Here is a 17,405-nt window from a genome sequence, read left to right as displayed (position 1 = left end):
ATTAGAATCCGGGTGTTTTAGGTACTTGCTGGGTTCCGTTCGTTCCTGCTTGGCCGAAATCAAGTGTTCCGCCTGTGTTGGCATTGTTTTTAACCTCGGCTTCTACCTCGTGGGTAACGTCCTTATATTCTACGTCTTCAACGGGGCCGCTTTGTTCGTCCGCGTCGCCGAAGTCGCAACCGGTTATATACTCGTAAAGGGCTTTTTTGGCACGGCGTTCGGCTTTACCCCGGATTTGGTCGGGGCTGCTGTAATCGTCCTTCTTCACGGTAGCCACTATTCCGAAGCTGTTTTTTTCTCCGTTGTACGTGTAGCTGATTTTGCAAGGCACTTCCGCAAATCCGGCGGTTTGGCCTTTGTCAAATGATACGTCGATGAAGTATTTTACGCCGAGTTTCCGAAGAAGGGCCGTATAGCCTTCCTTGGTCGGGTACATTCGTTCGGCAATAATATTAAATTGGTTGCCGGTCGGAAGAAGCCCGATACTTACCGCGTCTATAATCGCGTCCCGAACAACCGGAATAGTGTAAAGCGGTTGTACCGTTCCGTTTTTGCGCGGTCGCCCGTTGCGGTCGGTAAGAAAGCCTACTTTCGTGTTCATAAGCGGCATAAATACACGTTCCATTACTTCGTCGGAAAGGGCTTCGCGCAAAAGGGCAATTACGTTTACGGCGGTAAATGCCGCGCCGAAGTTGTTTACAATCTGCAAGGCCGAAGCGTCCTTACAGGCAAGTTCGAATTTCCGCTTTGCTTCGTCAATTACGGTCAATCCTTTTTCTTCTGCCATAACTCATATTTTTATAGGTTGTTGTTATTCGGTTTCAAGAAGTCGGCTTAACTTCTTCAAGGTCGCCAATTTCATAGCTTCGGAGGCAAGCGGCGCGGTCTTTTCTTCGGCAAAGAAATTCGCCAATCCCTCTATTACTTGACTTCCTGCACCGCCTACGGCTATTACGCCCTGCGTATCGCCGTCTTCTCCTTCTTTCCGGTCAATACCGATAAGGATATATGCCCGGCCTTCACTGTTTTTTACCGCCTGCGTAAGCGTTTCGGAGATTTGCTCCAACTGTCGCGCGAACTCGCGCTTTTCTTTGTTCTCTTTCATAACTTTAATTTTTTATAAGTGGATAATGGTTAATTCTTTGTCGGTGGTTACAATCAACTTTACAAGCTGGGAAGCAACCGGGAATAGTTGGTTTACGCTTTCGGCGTTGTCGATGAATACCGGTGCGCTTACCCCGTGATACAGGCAAAGCGTGTTAATGATGTCAAGCCCGGCGTTTATCTTTCCGGCCGTATTAAGGTCTGCGTACTTAACCCCGTCTACCATTGCGATACAAGTAGGGGTTTCGCCGCCATTTAGCTGGGGTTCGAACATTCGGAAGCGGACGTTTTGGAACTTACTATTTACCCGGCGTTCTACTTCGTCCATTCGGGCCTTATTAAGTTCGTCTATCGTAAATTCCTGCTTTTCTAAGTCCGCTTGCTGCTGGGCTAATTCTTTTTCCCTTGCCAATATTTCGGCCTTCTTTGCGGCGTTCTTTTCAATGGTGTCCCGAATACTTAGCTTTTGTTTTACTTCGTCCAAAAGGGCCGTAAGTTCCCGTTTCTTGGCGGTAAGCTCGGTAGTATCGGCCGCCGGTATATCCGAAATGGTAGCGGATATTTCGGCTATCCGGGCTTCTATCTCCTTCCATTCGGGTAAGTCTTCGGGGATAATGTCGGTAGATACGGTTATTTCCGGGTTGGCGGCTATTTCCGCTTCCAAGTCCTGTAACTTCTTCGCGTATTCGGCTTTCTTAGCGGCGATAGCTTCCATACGTTCGGAAAGTTGGGCTTCCAATTCCTGTAACCGCGCTTTCTTTTCTGCTATTCGCTGGTTTAGCGTTTTGCCTTCTTCGGTAATCCGGGTAAGGTCGCGGGTCTTGGCTTCGTCGAATTTGGCCCGCGCCTTCTCCTTGGCGATAGCGTCCATACGCAAAACGCTTGCGTCCGAGCATAAGGTTACGTATATCGGGCAAATAAGGCCGTCGGTACTTACTTTGTATTCTTCGGCGTTCCGCGTATTCCATTCTTCGCGCTTGGCTTCCACCTTGGCGGATAAGTCCGCTATTTCGGAAGTAAGGGTTTTAATAGTATAGCGAATATCGGAAAGGCCGTTTTCCGAAGCGGTATTATAATTTTCTGCTTCTCGCTTGGTTATTTCGTAACTGGTCTTAACCTCGTTACGCTTGGCGTTCTTTTCGTAACCTTCCTTTTGGGCCGCTTGCCTTGCCCGAAAAATTATATCTTGCTGCTGGTTCCGAAGGTCGTTAATCGCTTTGCGTTTTCCCTGCACCCCTTCGTAGTGTTTGCGGGCCGTTTCTGCAACGTCCGTAATAGCCGCATCCACTTCTTCCAATTCGGCGGATAAACGTACCTTTTCGGCTTCCAAGGCTTCGTAATCCGGTGCTTCGGGCGTAACGCTGTCTATTGCGTTAATCTCGATAGGGCATTTTTCCAAACCTTCCTTAATCCGGCTTTTGCGGTAGGCTATTTCTTGTTTGAACTCTGCCAAATCTTTACCGGAAAGCTGGGAAAGGATAGCCGCAAAATCGGCGCGACCGGCGGCCACTTCTTCGTATGTTACGCCCCCGGCAATGCGCAGCAATATTTCGCGCTGGGTTTTCCAATCCAACGAAGGGAAGTAAGCCGGGTTCGTAATTAACTTAAAAAGTTGTTCTTCGGTTATGGCCGTTACTTTCTCTTGGAACGCTCCCGCTTTAATTTCTACGCCATTGCAGAAGTAATGCGTAGTATTTCCTTTAAGTTCTACTTCGGCCTTGCCGCGCGGTTTTACCCAATCTTCCGTAAGGGTGCGGGTAAGGGTTACTTCTTCGCCGTTTACGTCTAAAACAGCCGTTACGGAATGTTCCAATTTAAGTATAGGGTTCCCGTCCGGGCCGACCGTCTTAACGGTAAATGCGCCTTTCCCGCTATCCGTACGGTCGTTACTGTCTTTGCCGAAAAGCACCCAAGTAAAAGCGTCGAAAACGGTGCTTTTACCTGTCGCGTTTGCGCCGGCAATGGTGGTTACTTCGCCGAACTTTACGGCCAAGTCCCTAATACCCTTAAAGTTTTTAAGGGTCAGTTCTTTTAATGTTACCTTCTTGTTCATAACAAGTTATTTATTTCGGTTGTTACTTTTCTTTGCTCGTTTTGCGGCCAACTCTAAGGCTTTTTCCGCGTCTACTATTATCAACCTTCCGACCTGCTTATATGCGCCGTCGATTAAGCCGCTTTGTTTTATGCGGCTGGCGGTAGTCTTGGAACATTTGAATAGTTCGGCAATCCCGGCCCGGCCGTAGACGTATTTTTTCTTCGGGTCTTTGGTAACGTCTACTTCTATCCGGGGGCTTTGTCCTTTCCCCATTAGCTCTAATAATTCCCCCGCCGTAAGGTCTATAAGTCTTGTATTTAAGTCTGCCATACCTAACTATCTTGTGGGTCTTCCGGTAGCGGAACCCGTTTTATAAGGCGGGCGGCATTAGCGAAGTTGGCAACCTCTAAAAACAAGAACCAAAACGGGGCTTCCGCCGTGCTTGCAAGGAGGCAAAACGATATAGCGAAATACCATACTATCGCCTTCTGTTTTAGCGTCAATCCCGAAAGGGATAATTCTTTAATTAGTTGCTTCATAGCCTTTGCCTTTTATAGTTCCCAAAAATCTAATTCGTATTCCGGTCTTCTTCCGGTTCTTCGTGTCGCCATGCGTTCGGCAACCTTGCGGCTTCTGAATAGTCGGTAGGTTTCGCCTTGTGCGTACATTTCATACGGTAGAATAGTCGCAAGGAAGAAGCAGGCTATAATTGTCCGTTTTATAGGGGATAGGTCGAAGGAAACGCCGCAATGTGTGCAGAACCACCATACGCAAAGCTCCGTAGCCTTTTGTATTCCTATCTTGCTATAAATGTTTCGGGCGGTATTCTCAACTGTCCGGGGCGAAATAGAAAGCCTGTCGGCCACTTCCTTTTTTGCGGCTCCCCAAGCCAATAATTCGGCTATTTGGGTTTCGCGCTGCGTTAGTCCTGCTTCGGCTCTCATTTCTATTTCCCCCAAATGTTAGTCGTAACGCCGTACTTCCTAAATACCAATTCGACGGCGACGGCTTGGCTTGCCTTGGGTTCGATACGTCCGAACTTGTAAGCCGCGAAAGTGTTGCGGTTGTTAATCCCCAACGCCTGCCAGAGTTCCTTTGTGGCGGCTTCTACGTCAATTTGCCGAAGCTGCATAAAGCCGGCGTTAAATCCTTCTTTGTAAATTGTCGTTTCGCTCATTTCTCAATATTGTTAAGTATGTATTCAATTGCTTGTTTATGGGAAGCAAAGCTATTCCCGTCGAACTCGAAGGTTTCCGAGTATGGGCCGCCGGCAACCTTAAAGGTGCGCGTTCCTTCGTAGGTCTTTCCGTTAATCGTAAAGGTTAGTTTAGAAACCGTTACCCTTTCCGTAACCCGTCCCCAAGGTTTTATTACCTCGTTATTGCTTAGCGAAATAGTTTCGCCTATCGCGTACGAAAATTCTATACGCTTTGCTTTGCCATTAACTATTACTGTCTTCTTCATCTTCTATTTGAAATATAGTGTTACTTGTAATCCTCTGCGTAGGCGGCATTTTACGCTATCTTTCTTGCTGTTAAGTGCGCGGGTAATGAATTTTTCGGTAAGCTCTACGCCGATTAACCCCACCAAGCCGGAAACCCCTACAAGGCGGTTTATCCTTTTGTTTTCGCTGTCTATCCCGTAGACCTTCAAAAGGAAGTTTCGGTTAATAAATGTCGTATCGTACTTCATAATCTATTGTCGCTTAAATTGCTTAGGTATTTTTTGCTATGCCGTTTATTTGCTCGAAGCGTATTATTATTATACCTTTGCAATCGTATATGTTACACGCTGCAAATATATAGCAATGCAGTGTAATATGCAAGGTTTTGCAGCGCAAAAATGAAAAATATTTTTTAGACAACCTTCTAAAAATTCGCTATATGGGTGTAAAAGAAAGACTTAGGGAATATATCAAGACCCTAAATATTAGTGAACGGGAATTTTGTAGGCAAATCGGCGTTTCTGTTTCCTATGTCAATTCTATACGAACGTCGATACAACCCGACAAAATGAAGTCTATCGGCGAAAAGTTCCCCGACCTTAACCCTATTTGGCTTCTGACGGGGGACGGGGAAATGCTGCAAGGCAATAATACAAACCGGGTTTCGGGTAACAATAATACGGCCGTTGCCGGTAATGGGAATCGGGTTACAACTAATGATATTGCGGGTATGATTGAACTACAAAAAGGCTATCAAGAAATGATAAAAGAAAAGGATAGCCAAATAGCCCGGCTTATATCTGTAATCGAAAAACTAAGCGAAAAATAGGGCAATGCAGCGCGTTTATTGCTGGTTGTTCGTATGGCGTTTCAGTTTGGATTTGTAAAAACGGGCAGAAATGCCCCAAATTTCAAAGCAAATCTATATAACTATACTTCTTACCGACCGGCGTACGAAAGTGCCGTAAATCAAAAATTCGATAAAAATAACTGTGTATAATGGAACCGGAAACAATCGAAATAAAAGTAGCCGAATACTACGACCAACCCAAGTATTACGGGGATATGCCGGAAGCGGTGTTTAATGCCTTGGAAGCGGCGTTTATTTCCGGCGCAGAAACTGCCATAGTACCAAAGGCGGCGTTCGAAATGATGTTAAGGAGCTTTGAAAATGGGAGTAAAGAAGCCTAAGATAATAACCCCTATCGAAGACGGCGTAAACCGCCGTTTCTTCCAAGCGATAGAAGCCCTTGTTTCATTGGGCCGTTTGTCCGCGTTGGAACCATTTTGCAAGGAAGCCGGGTTAAGTGCTTCCCGCTATCGGGAAACCCGATTTACTTACGGCGTAACCCCAAGGCCCGGTAAAGTTTCCCGCTATAAGTCTATACAAATAGAAGCCCTTTATTATTTGGTAGCCAAGTATTCCGTTTCTTCCGATTGGTTATTAACCGGCCGGGGTAATATGTTTTCAAAATGAAGCGGACTATTAAATTTAATCTATTTCCTAAAAAGGTAGGGGGTGTATTGGTAGAGTGTCGCCCTATTCGTATGCGTGTTTGCTATGCCGGGTACCGGGTAGACTTTCGGGTAGGGTATAGTATCGAACCGGAAAAGTGGAACGAAGAAGAAGGCCGCGTTATCTCCAATACAAAAAACCGGTTCCGACAAACGGCCGGCGAAATAAATAAGGCTATCACGGCTTGCGAAGAACAAATAGAAGCCATATTTACCCGTTTCGAATTGCTGGAAAAGCGGGTACCGACACCGGCCGAACTTAAAACGGCCTTCGATGAAGCGACCGGGAAGAGAACCCCGGCTACCGAAGCGGAAGAAAGCGGCCAGCCATTCTATAAAGCCTATGCCGAATTTATGGAAACTATGGGCCGTTTGAATGATTGGACGAAAGCGACCTATACGAAGTTTAATAGCCTGCGTAAGCACTTGGAAGCGTTTAACAAGAATCTTACATTTGACGAAATAAACGAAGTTACCCTACAAAAGTTTATTACAAGCCTTCATAAAGCCGACCTTCGTAATACTACTATATCTAAAAACATGTCCTTTCTTCGGTGGTTCCTGCGTTGGGCGCACCATAAAGGATATAACCCAAGCAACGTACACGAAACATTTAAGCCGAAGTTCAAAGGGGCCGACGGAAACGCAAAGGAAATTATATACTTGGAATGGGAAGAACTGTTTAACCTGTATTCCTTCAAATTTCCGCCGTCCCGGTCTTCGCTGGAAGCCGTGCGCGATGTCTTTTGTTTTTGCTGCTTTACCGGCCTTCGTTATTCTGACGTGGCAAAATTGCGCCGAAGCGACGTAAAGAAGGATTATATAAGCGTGGTTACTCAAAAGACCGTAGACGGCCTTATTATCGAACTGAATAAGTATAGCCGGGCCATACTGAAAAAGTACGAGAATATAGGTTTGCCGAACGATAAGGCCCTACCGGTCATAAGTAACGTAAAAATGAACGAACACCTTAAAGTAATGGGGGAAATGGCGGGTATCGACGAACCTACAAGGGTCGTATATTTCAAGGGGAATGTTCGGCACGAAGAAGTATTACCGAAATACTCCCTTCTTACCACCCATTGCGGCCGGCGTACTTTTATCATAAACGCGCTTAGGCTTGGGGTTCCGGCCGAGGTCATTATGAAGTGGACGGGGCACAGCGACTACAAAGCGATGAAGCCCTATATTAAAATTGTCGATAAATTGAAGGTCGCCGAAATGGATAAATTTAACAAGTTCCCGATACCCCGACAACAAGGAAAATAAGCCGAACCCAAAAAGGAACCCAAATACGCCTTAACTAATCGGTAGCGTATGGTTTCTTATGTTACCAACAATCGGGCTAAAACGCTGATATTTTGGAAACTTGGTAACGTATGGTAGTTCGTTGTTCGTATGTTCTTACAGCCTCCAGCTCTATACCTACACACGGTGTACTTATGAAAAAGGTGAGGTAGTGCAAGGCTCGCAAGAAGACTGGATAGAGATGATGAAATGCGAATATACCGAAAACGGCAACGCCATCACCTGCTGGGAGGCGAACGTGGTGCCCGGCTACGAAATCACGAAACTGCGGGCAAACGGCACCGAGGAGCGCAACCTCTCCGCTGCCATCACTCCCGAGGCGGGCAAGTTCTATGACATCACGCTGGATAAGGACAAGGGATATACCGACGACGGACAGGGCAACTACATCGTGACTACTGCCGAGGGATTGAAGGCTGTGGCAGACATAGCCAACAACGGTAATCTCGGTATCAACATTACTTTGACTGAAAACATCAATCTCACAGATATGGAGTGGACGCCGATAGGCACAAACTACAATAACGCATACACCGGCATCTTTGACGGCAACGGCAAGACCATCACGGGGCTGACCGTGACGGGAAGTGACCAATATGCGGGTCTGTTCGGAAGGATCGGCTCCGGCGGCACGGTGAAGAACGTGGTGCTGGAGGGCGTACAGATAACAAGCGATAACAGTTTGGGCAGCGTCGGCGGCGTGGCAGGATATAGCTATGGCAACATTGAATACTGCTCGGTGTCGGGTAGCGTCAGCGTCAGCGGCATTAGCGACGTAGGCGGTGTGGTGGGCTACCAAGTGGGCGGTTCCATCACTGGATGCAGCTCCTCGGCCACAGTGAAGGGAACGCAGCGGGCAGGCGGCGTGGCAGGTGCAACGAATAGTGGTGCCATCCTGACCGCCTGCTATGCCACGGGCAGCGTGACCCTTGTAAGTAACAACGATATAGGCACCTATTTTGCCGGCGGTGTGGTGGGAAGCAACGGCGGATCCTGCATCCAAGCCTGCTATGCCTGGGGCAGCGTGACCGGTAGCGGAAGCGGCACCATCTATGTAGGCGGCGTAACGGGAACCAACGATGTAGGCACCCTGACTGCCTGCTACCATGCCAAAGGGACTGTCAAAGGCTCGGACGGAGCCACAGGCGGCGTGGCGGGACGGAACTTCAAGGACTCCATGTTAGGTAGCGGTATCATCACCGCCTGCTACTGGGGAGGCAACGGTCAGGAACAAGGCATCGGTGAAGACCAGGTAGGTACCGGCGGAACCACACAGGTGACGGACGGTAACTGGTCAGGAGCCAAGGATGCCATGAACACGGCTCTTTCCGGCACGGGCTGGAAGTACGTACTTGGCAGCAACAACTTGCCCGTATTGGAGAAAAACCAGTAAAAACAGGACGATGCGGATACGGAAAAGGCGAAACCCCGCTGAACTTGCGTTCAACGGGGTTTCCAGTGCCCAGGACAGGAATCGAACCTGCACGCCTTGCGGCACACGCACCTGAAACGTGCGCGTCTACCTATTCCGCCACCTGGGCATTTTCCGGTGTCTTTTCGGAATTGCGGTGTGCAAAAGTAATACTTTTTTCCGAATTCACAACCGTTTTTTTGAAAAAAAACTACTTGCTGAAGAATTTATACTGAAACAGAAGCAGATAGACTACGGCCACGGAGATGTAGGCATCGGCCAGATTGAAGATGGCGCCGAAGAAATAGTTGTTGCTGTCGACCAGGAACCGCAGCATCCGCGGCACTCCGTTCCATTGGAACAGCGGGAAGTAGAACATGTCTACGACCTTCCCCATCATGAACCCGGCATAGTGCCCGCCGAATTCCGCCACGCTGTAAGGGGTCGATTCGGAGAAGATCAGCCCGTAGAAGGCACTGTCGAGGATGTTGCCCATGGCCCCGGCGAAGATCAGCGCCAGCCCGACGATCACCCCCCTGGGAGTCCCTTCCCGTTTTTTGGCGAGGTGGCAGATGAACCACCCGATGAATCCGACCATCACGATGCGGAATATCCCGAGCAGGAGTTTCCCCCAGTCGAAACCGCTGCCGGTGTTGATGTGCATGCCGAATGCGGCGCCGTTGTTTTCGATGAAACGGAGCTGGAACCAGTCGGGAAAGACCACGATCGACTCGTCGAGGTGCATGTGGGTCTTGATCCAGATCTTGAGGGCCTGATCTGCGATGAGCAGCAGGACGACGAGCAGGGATATTTTTTTCAGATTCATAAGTTCCGGTTGTTGTGCGGGGCAAAAATACGAAAAAATCTCTTTTTTTCGGAGAATGGGGTATATTTTGGCGGAAATCCGGGCCGGATATTTTGATTTTTGCAAAAAAGCGATACCTTTGGAATCTTACATCAAGAGAGAAATGTGTATGAAGAGATTGTTGATCATTTGCAGCCTGGTGGCCGCGGCTGCTTGTGTGAAGGAGCCCTTGGAGACGTCCGGGACCCAAGCCCGAATTATTGGGACTCCGGCCCCGGAGGTCGCCTTGCAGGGAGCTCTTTCGGTGAAACTCTCCCCGGAGATGGCCCGGACCGTGGCCGCCGCGCAGGCGCAACAGGCTTCCACCCGTGCAGGGGGATGCGCAACCCGTTCGGGCGTTGACGACATCGATGCGCTGCTTGAAGAGATCGGCGCGGACCGCTTCCAGCGAATCGTGGACTACGATCCCGAATGGGAGGCGGTTTACGACCGGACGGGTATGAATTGCTGGTACCGGGTCGCATTTGACAAGGACGCCGACCTCTCGGAGGTCGGGACGCGTTTTGCCGCCGTGTCGGGGATTTCGGCCGTGGAGTATGAGATCAATCCGCGGCACATCCGCCCGCTGCATGTCGGACGGGTCGTTCCGGCCCGTTCCGGGCACTTCCCGGCTTTGGGCGAAACCCGTGCTTCGACCTCCATGAACGACAGGATGCTGCCCTATCAGTGGCATTTCGACAATGCCGGCCCGAACGAATACTTCTCCACGCCGAGAGCCGGTGCGGATATCAACCTGCTGGATGCGTGGCAGCTCTGTACGGGCGACGAGGAGATCGTCGTCGCGGTGCTCGACGAGCCGGTGCAGACGACGCACCCCGACCTGGCGGCCAACATTTGGTCGAACCCCTCCAAACCGCAGGAACACGGCTACAACTTCTGGGACAATACGGCGGAACTCGACTGGCGTTCGGCCATGCACGACGAGGACGGGTGGACCTATGCCGACCACGGCACGCACGTTGCGGGCGTGATCGCCGCCGTGAACAACAATTCGCGCGGCGTCTGCGGCATAGCCGGGGGCCGGAGCGGCAAGGGCGGCGTGAAGATCATGTCGTGCCAGATCATGGGCTACGGCGACGGCGACGAATCGAGCAATCCGGTCGTGAAGGCCTTCGAGTATGCCTGGAGGAACGGCGCCGTCATCGCTCAGAACAGCTGGGGATATGATTTCGAGGACCTTACGGCAGATCAGATCGACAGGGAGTGGGATCGTTCCTATGGCGTGATCCGCACGGCGATCGATACCTTTGTCGCGGGTGCCGGGACCAACAACCCGAATTCGCCGCTGCAGGGCGGCCTGGTGATCTTCGCGGCGGGGAACGACGGCGATATTTACGGCGATGCCCCGATGTATCCGGCGGCCTACTCGCCGGTGATTGCCGTCGGGGCGATGGACTGGGCCTTCTGCCCGGCCTATTATACGGATTACGGCACGTGGGTCGACATGACGGCTCCGGGCGGGGACGTCTATACCTCTCCGGCCGAGGAGTCGGGCAAATACTATGCGGACGGCCAGGTGCTGAGCACGATCCTCTGCGACAATGCCATCGACTATCAGGATGGCCGGAAACAGGATCCGTCGTTTTATGGTTACGGGTTCATGCAGGGGACCTCGATGGCGTGCCCGCACGTTTCGGGCGTTGCGGCCCTGGGGCTCTCCTATGCGGCGCAGCTGGGCCGCAAATATACGGCGGCGGAGTTCAAGTCGCTGCTGTTGAGCTCGGTCTATGGAATCGACCACTATTTCACCGGTACGAAGGAGGGGATCACGGTTCCCGATCTTACGGCTTACCAGGACAAGATGGGCGGCGGCTGCGTCGATGCGCTCAAACTGCTGTTGGCGATCCGGGGGACTTCGGCGATTTATATTCCGGTCGGGGAGTCCACGACGGTGGATTTCGCGCGTTTCTTCGGCGGCGAGCAGAGTAAGGTGGCGCTGGAGTCTGCGGATCTGGAATCTCCGGAGAGTCTGGGGATCGCCGCCGCGTCGCAGCAGATCGACGGCTCGCAGATTACGTTCCGGAGCACCAGGCCGGGCGTTTCGATCCTGCGCATAAAGGCGACGGCGGGCGATACGGAGTTTACCCGGGAGTTTGCAGTGGTTTCGCGGGCCGGGTTGGCCGGGAATGGCGGCTGGCTCTGACGGACGGGTTGCAGAAAGAGGGATTTGAAGCCCCCTGCCTAATATATATAGGGTAGGGGGCCTTCTTTTGGCAAAAAAATGATTTTTTTGAAAAAAATAGCCGCAAATATTTGCAGGTTCGGAAAAAGTCGCTACCTTTGCATCCGCATTTGAGAAACAACGGTTCTTACAAACAAGTCGAAGGTTTACAATAAAGGAGCTTGAGACGGTTTTGAGGTCTGGTTTTCAATAAGATGCAAAGTTCTTGAAAAAGTTTTTGGAGGTTTGGAAAAGATTACCTATCTTTGCAATCCCTTTCGCGCCGCTCCTTCGGGAAGGCCGAAAAAAAATCTTGAAAAAGATTTGCGGGATTCAAAAAGATGACTTATCTTTGCAATCCCTTTCGCAACCAAAATGCGAAGCTTTTTTAAAGTGGTTCTTTGAATTACTGGTTATATTTTGAGAGCAAAATTGTAGTATTTATCTGTCAATTTCCTTTAAAGGAAAACGAATAGTCAGGACTCTAACGAAACATTCTTTTTTTACAATGGAGAGTTTGATCCTGGCTCAGGATGAACGCTAGCGGCAGGCCTAACACATGCAAGTCGAGGGGCATCGGGGTTGAAGCTTGCTTCAACTGCCGGCGACCGGCGCACGGGTGCGTAACGCGTATGCAACCTACCCAGAACAGGGGGATAACACTGAGAAATTGGTACTAATACCCCATAACATACTGAAAGGCATCTTTTGGTGTTGAAAACTCCGGTGGTTTTGGATGGGCATGCGTTGTATTAGCTTGTTGGTGAGGTAACGGCTCACCAAGGCGACGATACATAGGGGGACTGAGAGGTTAACCCCCCACATTGGTACTGAGACACGGACCAAACTCCTACGGGAGGCAGCAGTGAGGAATATTGGTCAATGGACGCAAGTCTGAACCAGCCATGCCGCGTGCAGGAAGACGGCTCTATGAGTTGTAAACTGCTTTTGTACGAGGGTAAACTCACCTACGTGTAGGTGACTGAAAGTATCGTATGAATAAGGATCGGCTAACTCCGTGCCAGCAGCCGCGGTAATACGGAGGATCCAAGCGTTATCCGGATTTATTGGGTTTAAAGGGTGCGTAGGCGGTTTGATAAGTTAGAGGTGAAATCCCGGGGCTTAACTCCGGCACTGCCTCTAATACTGTTGGACTAGAGAGTAGTTGCGGTAGGCGGAATGTATGGTGTAGCGGTGAAATGCTTAGAGATCATACAGAACACCGATTGCGAAGGCAGCTTACCAAACTATATCTGACGTTGAGGCACGAAAGCGTGGGGAGCAAACAGGATTAGATACCCTGGTAGTCCACGCAGTAAACGATGATAACTCGCTGTCGGCGATACACGGTCGGTGGCTAAGCGAAAGCGATAAGTTATCCACCTGGGGAGTACGTTCGCAAGAATGAAACTCAAAGGAATTGACGGGGGCCCGCACAAGCGGAGGAACATGTGGTTTAATTCGATGATACGCGAGGAACCTTACCCGGGCTTGAAAGTTATCGACGGACTTGGAAACAGGTCTTCCCTACGGGGCGAGAAACTAGGTGCTGCATGGTTGTCGTCAGCTCGTGCCGTGAGGTGTCGGGTTAAGTCCCATAACGAGCGCAACCCCTACCGTTAGTTGCCATCAGGTCAAGCTGGGCACTCTGGCGGGACTGCCGGTGTAAGCCGAGAGGAAGGTGGGGATGACGTCAAATCAGCACGGCCCTTACGTCCGGGGCTACACACGTGTTACAATGGCAGGTACAGAGGGCAGCTACCCCGCGAGGGGATGCGAATCTCGAAAGCCTGTCTCAGTTCGGATTGGAGGCTGAAACCCGCCTCCATGAAGTTGGATTCGCTAGTAATCGCGCATCAGCCATGGCGCGGTGAATACGTTCCCGGGCCTTGTACACACCGCCCGTCAAGCCATGGAAGCTGGGGGTGCTTGAAGTTCGTGACCGCAAGGAGCGACCTAGGGCAAAACCGGTGACTGGGGCTAAGTCGTAACAAGGTAGCCGTACCGGAAGGTGCGGCTGGAACACCTCCTTTCTGGAGAGTATGACTGTTCGCAGACAGATCGATCTACGATTTTCTCTCAAAGTAACTGGTAATTTTTAATGTTATACTCGAGTGGGGTTTTCCCGCGGATAACAGTCCCGTAGCTCAGTTGGTTAGAGCACTACACTGATAATGTAGGGGTCTGCGGTTCAAGTCCGCACGGGACTACACCGATGCAACACTCGGGGGATTAGCTCAGTTGGCTAGAGCACCTGCTTTGCAAGCAGGGGGTCAAGGGTTCGACTCCCTTATCCTCCACTCTGAATCGCAAGATTCAACGTTCATTGACATGATTAAGGAGATGAGATATGGTTCTTATACGTATTGCGACGTATAAGGAGTTGTAAGAAAGTAAATAAGGGCGTATGGGGAATGCCTAGGCTCTTGGAGGCGAAGAAAGACGTGGTAAGCTGCGATAAGCTCCGGGGATTTGCAAACAAGATTTGATCCGGAGATTTCTGAATGGGACAACCCGTCAGGCAGAAGGCCTGACATCCGGCGACGGAGGCCAACCCTCTGAACTGAAACATCTTAGTAGGAGGAGGAAAAGAAAGAAACATCGATTTCCTAAGTAGCGGCGAGCGAACGGGAAGGAGCCCAAACCGGTATTGTTACGGCAATGCCGGGGTAATAGGACTGCGATATTCAAGAGACAATGAACTGGAACGATCTGGAAAGTTCGTCCATAGAGGGTGAAAGGCCCGTACAGGTAAGTTAGTTTTTCGATAGCAGTATCCTGAGTATGGCGGGACACGAGGAATCCTGTCAGAATTAGCCGGGACCACCCGGTAAGGCTAAATACTCCCAAGAGACCGATAGTGGACCAGTACCGTGAGGGAAAGGTGAAAAGAACCCCGAACAGGGGAGTGAAATAGAACCTGAAACCATACGCTTACAACCGGTCGGAGCGGCTTCGTGCCGTGACGGCGTGCCTATTGAATAATGAGCCTACGAGTTACTAATCACTGGCGAGGTTAAGTGACAGGAGTCACGGAGCCGAAGCGAAAGCGAGTCTGAACAGGGCGGCCAGTCAGTGGTTGTAGACGCGAAACCTTGCGATCTACCCTTGAGCAGGATGAAGGTCGGGTAACACCGACTGGAGGTCCGAACGAATAAGCGTTGAAAAGCTTCTCGATGACTTGAGGGTAGGGGTGAAAGGCTAATCAAGCTGGGAAATAGCTCGTACTCCCCGAAATGCCTTTAGGGGCAGCGTTGTAATAAAGAGTCTACTGGAGGTAGAGCTACTGATTGGATGCGGGGGCTTCACCGCCTACCAAATCCTGACAAACTCCGAATGCCAGTAGTATGATTTACAGCAGTGAGCGACCGGGTGCTAATGTCCGGTTACGAGAGTGGAACAACACAGACCAGCAATTAAGGTCCCAAAGCATATGCTAAGTTGAACTAACGATGTTTTGTTGCAGAGACAGCTAGGATGTTAGCTTGGAAGCAGCTATTCATTCAAAGAGTGCGTAACAGCTCACTAGTCGAGCGACAGAGCGTGGATAATAAACGGGCATCAAGCATATCACCGAAATTCTGGACACGAGAGTGTGGTAGGGGAGCATTCCATTCGCGCCGAAGCAGAGTCGTGAGATTTTGTGGAGCGTATGGAAAAGCAAATGTAGGCATAAGTAACGATAATGCGGGAGAGTAACCCGCACACCGCAAGACCAAGGTTTCCTGATCAACGCTAATCGGATCAGGGTTAGTCGGGTCCTAAGGGTAATCCGAACGGAGATCTCGATGGACAATCGGTTAATATTCCGATACTGACATGTACCTCGATGGAGAGACGAAGGGACGTAAGTGACGCCGCCTGACGGAATAGGTGGTTAAAAGGCGTAGGTATAGGGACAGATTAAGAGTTAGTCCTTGCTGAGACCTGACAGTACGGAGCGGCTACGGCCAATCTGATAGTTCACCCAAGTTGACTTCCGAGAAAATCTTCTAAGTTACAGTGCATGTCACCCGTACCGTAAACCGACACAGGTGGTCGAGGAGAGTATCCTAAGGTGCTCGAGTGAATCACGGTTAAGGAACTAGGCAAATTAACCCCGTAACTTCGGGAAAAGGGGTCCCTATGAGAGTAGGGCGCAGCGAAGAGGTCCAGGCGACTGTTTATCAAAAACACAGGGCTCTGCAAATTCGAAAGAAGAGGTATAGGGCCTGACACCTGCCCGGTGCTGGAAGGTTAAGAGGGGATGTCATCGCAAGAGAAGCATTGAATCGAAGCCCCAGTAAACGGCGGCCGTAACTATAACGGTCCTAAGGTAGCGAAATTCCTTGTCGGGTAAGTTCCGACCTGCACGAATGGTGTAACGATCTGGACACTGTCTCAACCGTGAGCTCGGTGAAATTGTAGTCCCGGTGAAGATGCCGGGTACCCGCGACGGGACGAAAAGACCCCGTGAACCTTTACTATAGCTTAACGCTGAATTTGGGTACAGAATGTGTAGGATAGGCCGGAGGCATTGAGTCGGGCACGCCAGTGTTCGAGGAGCCGACGTTGAAATACGGCCCTTTGTGTACTTGGATTCTAACCCCGGTGAGGGGGACACCGTTTGGTGGGTAGTTTGACTGGGGTGGTCGCCTCCAAAAGCGTAACGGAGGCTTCCCAAGGTGCCCTCAGCACGAATGGTAACCGTGCGCAGAGTGCAATAGCATAAGGGCGCTTGACTGTGAGACCGACAAGTCGATCAGGTACGAAAGTAGGGTATAGTGATCCGGTGGTTCTGTGTGGACTGGCCATCGCTCAAAGGATAAAAGGTACTCCGGGGATAACAGGCTGATCGCCGCCAAGAGCTCATATCGACGCGGCGGTTTGGCACCTCGATGTCGGCTCGTCACATCCTGGGGCTGGAGAAGGTCCCAAGGGTTCGGCTGTTCGCCGATTAAAGTGGCACGCGAGCTGGGTTCAGAACGTCGTGAGACAGTTCGGTCTCTATCTGTCGCGGGCGCAGGAAGATTGAGGGGTCCTGACTTTAGTACGAGAGGACCGAGTTGGACGAACCTCCGGTGTATCGGTTATGCTGCCAAGTGTACCGCCGAGTAGCCGCGTTCGGTTTGGATAAGCGCTGAAAGCATCTAAGCGCGAAGCCATCCCCAAGATAAGTCTTCCCTTGAGGGGCGTAGGAGACGACTACGTTGATAGGCTGCAGGTGTAAAGACAGTAATGTCAAAGCCGAGCAGTACTAATTACCCGAACGGCTTTCCTACAGCGCATCTATATCTCATTTCCCTAACGTGTCAAGCTATACCGGGTGCGACGGCTTTGTATCGGAAGATACTCGCACGGCTTCGATAGAATGAAGCACAGGATCTTTTAGGTGGTTATAGCAGTGAGGTTCCACCTCTTCCCATTCCGAACAGAGAAGTTAAGCTCACTAACGCCGATGGTACTGCGGTTATCCCGTGGGAGAGTAGGTAGCCGCCTCTTCAAGACCAGCCTTTACGGGTTGGTCTTTTTTTGTGTGTATTTGAGGTATTGTCTGCTTTACATCCCGGGATGTCCGTATTT

15 protein-coding genes, 3 tRNA genes and 3 rRNA genes are annotated in these 17,405 nt (G+C 50.6%); 11 read left to right on the top strand and 10 right to left on the bottom strand.

Going from position 1 to position 17,405, the window contains the following annotated elements; translation table 11 throughout:
- Window position 1: 1 nt before the first annotated feature.
- From ABGT65_RS02765 to ABGT65_RS02730, 8 genes are read right to left on the bottom strand one after another with little or no spacing between them, the layout of a single operon-like run.
- Window positions 2-787 carry a hypothetical protein gene (locus tag ABGT65_RS02765; protein WP_346699655.1) on the bottom strand — a complete coding sequence of 262 codons (786 nt, stop codon included), beginning with the start codon at window positions 785-787 and terminating at the stop codon, window positions 2-4.
- A gap of 24 nt (window positions 788-811) precedes the next feature.
- Window positions 812-1,105 carry a hypothetical protein gene (locus ABGT65_RS02760; RefSeq protein WP_196053056.1) on the bottom strand — a complete coding sequence of 98 codons (294 nt, stop codon included), beginning with the start codon at window positions 1,103-1,105 and terminating at the stop codon, window positions 812-814.
- A gap of 12 nt (window positions 1,106-1,117) precedes the next feature.
- Window positions 1,118-3,157 carry an AAA family ATPase gene (locus ABGT65_RS02755; RefSeq protein WP_346699654.1) on the bottom strand — a complete coding sequence of 680 codons (2,040 nt, stop codon included), beginning with the start codon at window positions 3,155-3,157 and terminating at the stop codon, window positions 1,118-1,120.
- Window positions 3,158-3,163: 6 nt separating this feature from the next.
- Window positions 3,164-3,469 carry a DUF3853 family protein gene (locus ABGT65_RS02750; RefSeq protein WP_196053054.1) on the bottom strand — a complete coding sequence of 102 codons (306 nt, stop codon included), beginning with the start codon at window positions 3,467-3,469 and terminating at the stop codon, window positions 3,164-3,166.
- A 2-nt stretch (window positions 3,470-3,471) separates the two neighbouring features.
- Window positions 3,472-3,678 carry a hypothetical protein gene (locus ABGT65_RS02745; RefSeq protein WP_346699653.1) on the bottom strand — a complete coding sequence of 69 codons (207 nt, stop codon included), beginning with the start codon at window positions 3,676-3,678 and terminating at the stop codon, window positions 3,472-3,474.
- A gap of 12 nt (window positions 3,679-3,690) precedes the next feature.
- The gene (locus ABGT65_RS02740) at window positions 3,691-4,083 is read right to left on the bottom strand and encodes a helix-turn-helix transcriptional regulator (protein WP_346699652.1); all 393 of its coding nucleotides are present in this window, start codon (window positions 4,081-4,083) and stop codon (window positions 3,691-3,693) included.
- A gap of 2 nt (window positions 4,084-4,085) precedes the next feature.
- On the bottom strand, window positions 4,086-4,316 hold the full coding sequence (locus ABGT65_RS02735; RefSeq protein WP_015545850.1) for a hypothetical protein: 231 nt from the start codon (window positions 4,314-4,316) through the stop codon (window positions 4,086-4,088).
- Window positions 4,313-4,603, bottom strand: coding sequence for a hypothetical protein (locus ABGT65_RS02730; RefSeq protein WP_196053051.1), 291 nt, complete (start codon window positions 4,601-4,603; stop codon window positions 4,313-4,315). The genes ABGT65_RS02735 and ABGT65_RS02730 overlap by 4 nt, the downstream gene beginning before the upstream one ends.
- Before the next feature lie 365 nt (window positions 4,604-4,968).
- Here ABGT65_RS02730 and ABGT65_RS02725 point away from each other — a divergent pair, with 365 nt between their 5' ends.
- The 5 genes from ABGT65_RS02725 (at window position 4,969) to ABGT65_RS02705 (ending at window position 8,799) form a co-directional block, all read left to right on the top strand.
- Window positions 4,969-5,412 carry a helix-turn-helix transcriptional regulator gene (locus ABGT65_RS02725; RefSeq protein WP_346699651.1) on the top strand — a complete coding sequence of 148 codons (444 nt, stop codon included), beginning with the start codon at window positions 4,969-4,971 and terminating at the stop codon, window positions 5,410-5,412.
- 170 nt (window positions 5,413-5,582) lie between these two features.
- On the top strand, window positions 5,583-5,774 hold the full coding sequence (locus ABGT65_RS02720) for a hypothetical protein (RefSeq protein ID WP_346699650.1): 192 nt from the start codon (window positions 5,583-5,585) through the stop codon (window positions 5,772-5,774).
- Window positions 5,749-6,060, top strand: a complete 312-nt coding sequence (locus tag ABGT65_RS02715) for a hypothetical protein (RefSeq protein WP_346699649.1) — start codon at window positions 5,749-5,751, stop codon at window positions 6,058-6,060. The genes ABGT65_RS02720 and ABGT65_RS02715 overlap by 26 nt, the downstream gene beginning before the upstream one ends.
- The gene (locus tag ABGT65_RS02710) at window positions 6,057-7,367 is read left to right on the top strand and encodes a site-specific integrase (RefSeq protein WP_346699648.1); all 1,311 of its coding nucleotides are present in this window, start codon (window positions 6,057-6,059) and stop codon (window positions 7,365-7,367) included. The genes ABGT65_RS02715 and ABGT65_RS02710 overlap by 4 nt, the downstream gene beginning before the upstream one ends.
- A 220-nt stretch (window positions 7,368-7,587) precedes the next feature.
- The gene (locus tag ABGT65_RS02705) at window positions 7,588-8,799 is read left to right on the top strand and encodes a GLUG motif-containing protein (protein ID WP_346699647.1); all 1,212 of its coding nucleotides are present in this window, start codon (window positions 7,588-7,590) and stop codon (window positions 8,797-8,799) included.
- 66 nt (window positions 8,800-8,865) lie between these two features.
- On the opposite strand, the gene ABGT65_RS02700 is transcribed toward ABGT65_RS02705, so the two are convergent.
- Window positions 8,866-8,947: transfer RNA gene (locus ABGT65_RS02700), tRNA-Leu, on the bottom strand.
- A gap of 81 nt (window positions 8,948-9,028) precedes the next feature.
- Entirely contained in the window at window positions 9,029-9,643 is a 615-nt protein-coding gene (locus ABGT65_RS02695; RefSeq protein WP_346699646.1) for a lipoprotein signal peptidase, read from the bottom strand.
- Window positions 9,644-9,791: 148 nt separating this feature from the next.
- Here ABGT65_RS02695 and ABGT65_RS02690 point away from each other — a divergent pair, with 148 nt between their 5' ends.
- From ABGT65_RS02690 to rrf, 6 genes are all read left to right on the top strand, one after another.
- Window positions 9,792-11,825, top strand: coding sequence for a S8 family serine peptidase (locus ABGT65_RS02690; RefSeq protein ID WP_346699645.1), 2,034 nt, complete (start codon window positions 9,792-9,794; stop codon window positions 11,823-11,825).
- Between the two features lie 523 nt (window positions 11,826-12,348).
- Window positions 12,349-13,876, top strand: a 16S ribosomal RNA gene (locus ABGT65_RS02685).
- A 103-nt stretch (window positions 13,877-13,979) separates the two neighbouring features.
- Window positions 13,980-14,053 (top strand) — tRNA-Ile (locus ABGT65_RS02680).
- Window positions 14,054-14,069: 16 nt separating this feature from the next.
- Window positions 14,070-14,143: transfer RNA gene (locus ABGT65_RS02675), tRNA-Ala, on the top strand.
- 87 nt (window positions 14,144-14,230) lie between these two features.
- A 23S ribosomal RNA gene (locus tag ABGT65_RS02670) occupies window positions 14,231-17,104 on the top strand.
- A gap of 106 nt (window positions 17,105-17,210) precedes the next feature.
- Window positions 17,211-17,324, top strand: a 5S ribosomal RNA gene (gene rrf, locus ABGT65_RS02665).
- Together the 16S, 23S and 5S rRNA genes with 2 tRNA genes alongside form the textbook arrangement of a ribosomal RNA operon.
- Window positions 17,325-17,405 lie beyond the last annotated feature (81 nt).

The organism is uncultured Alistipes sp. (assembly GCF_963931675.1).
Taxonomy (GTDB): domain Bacteria; phylum Bacteroidota; class Bacteroidia; order Bacteroidales; family Rikenellaceae; genus Alistipes.
Note: the sequence above shows the minus strand (reverse complement) of the source record. Positions and strands in the feature narration are given on the sequence as shown.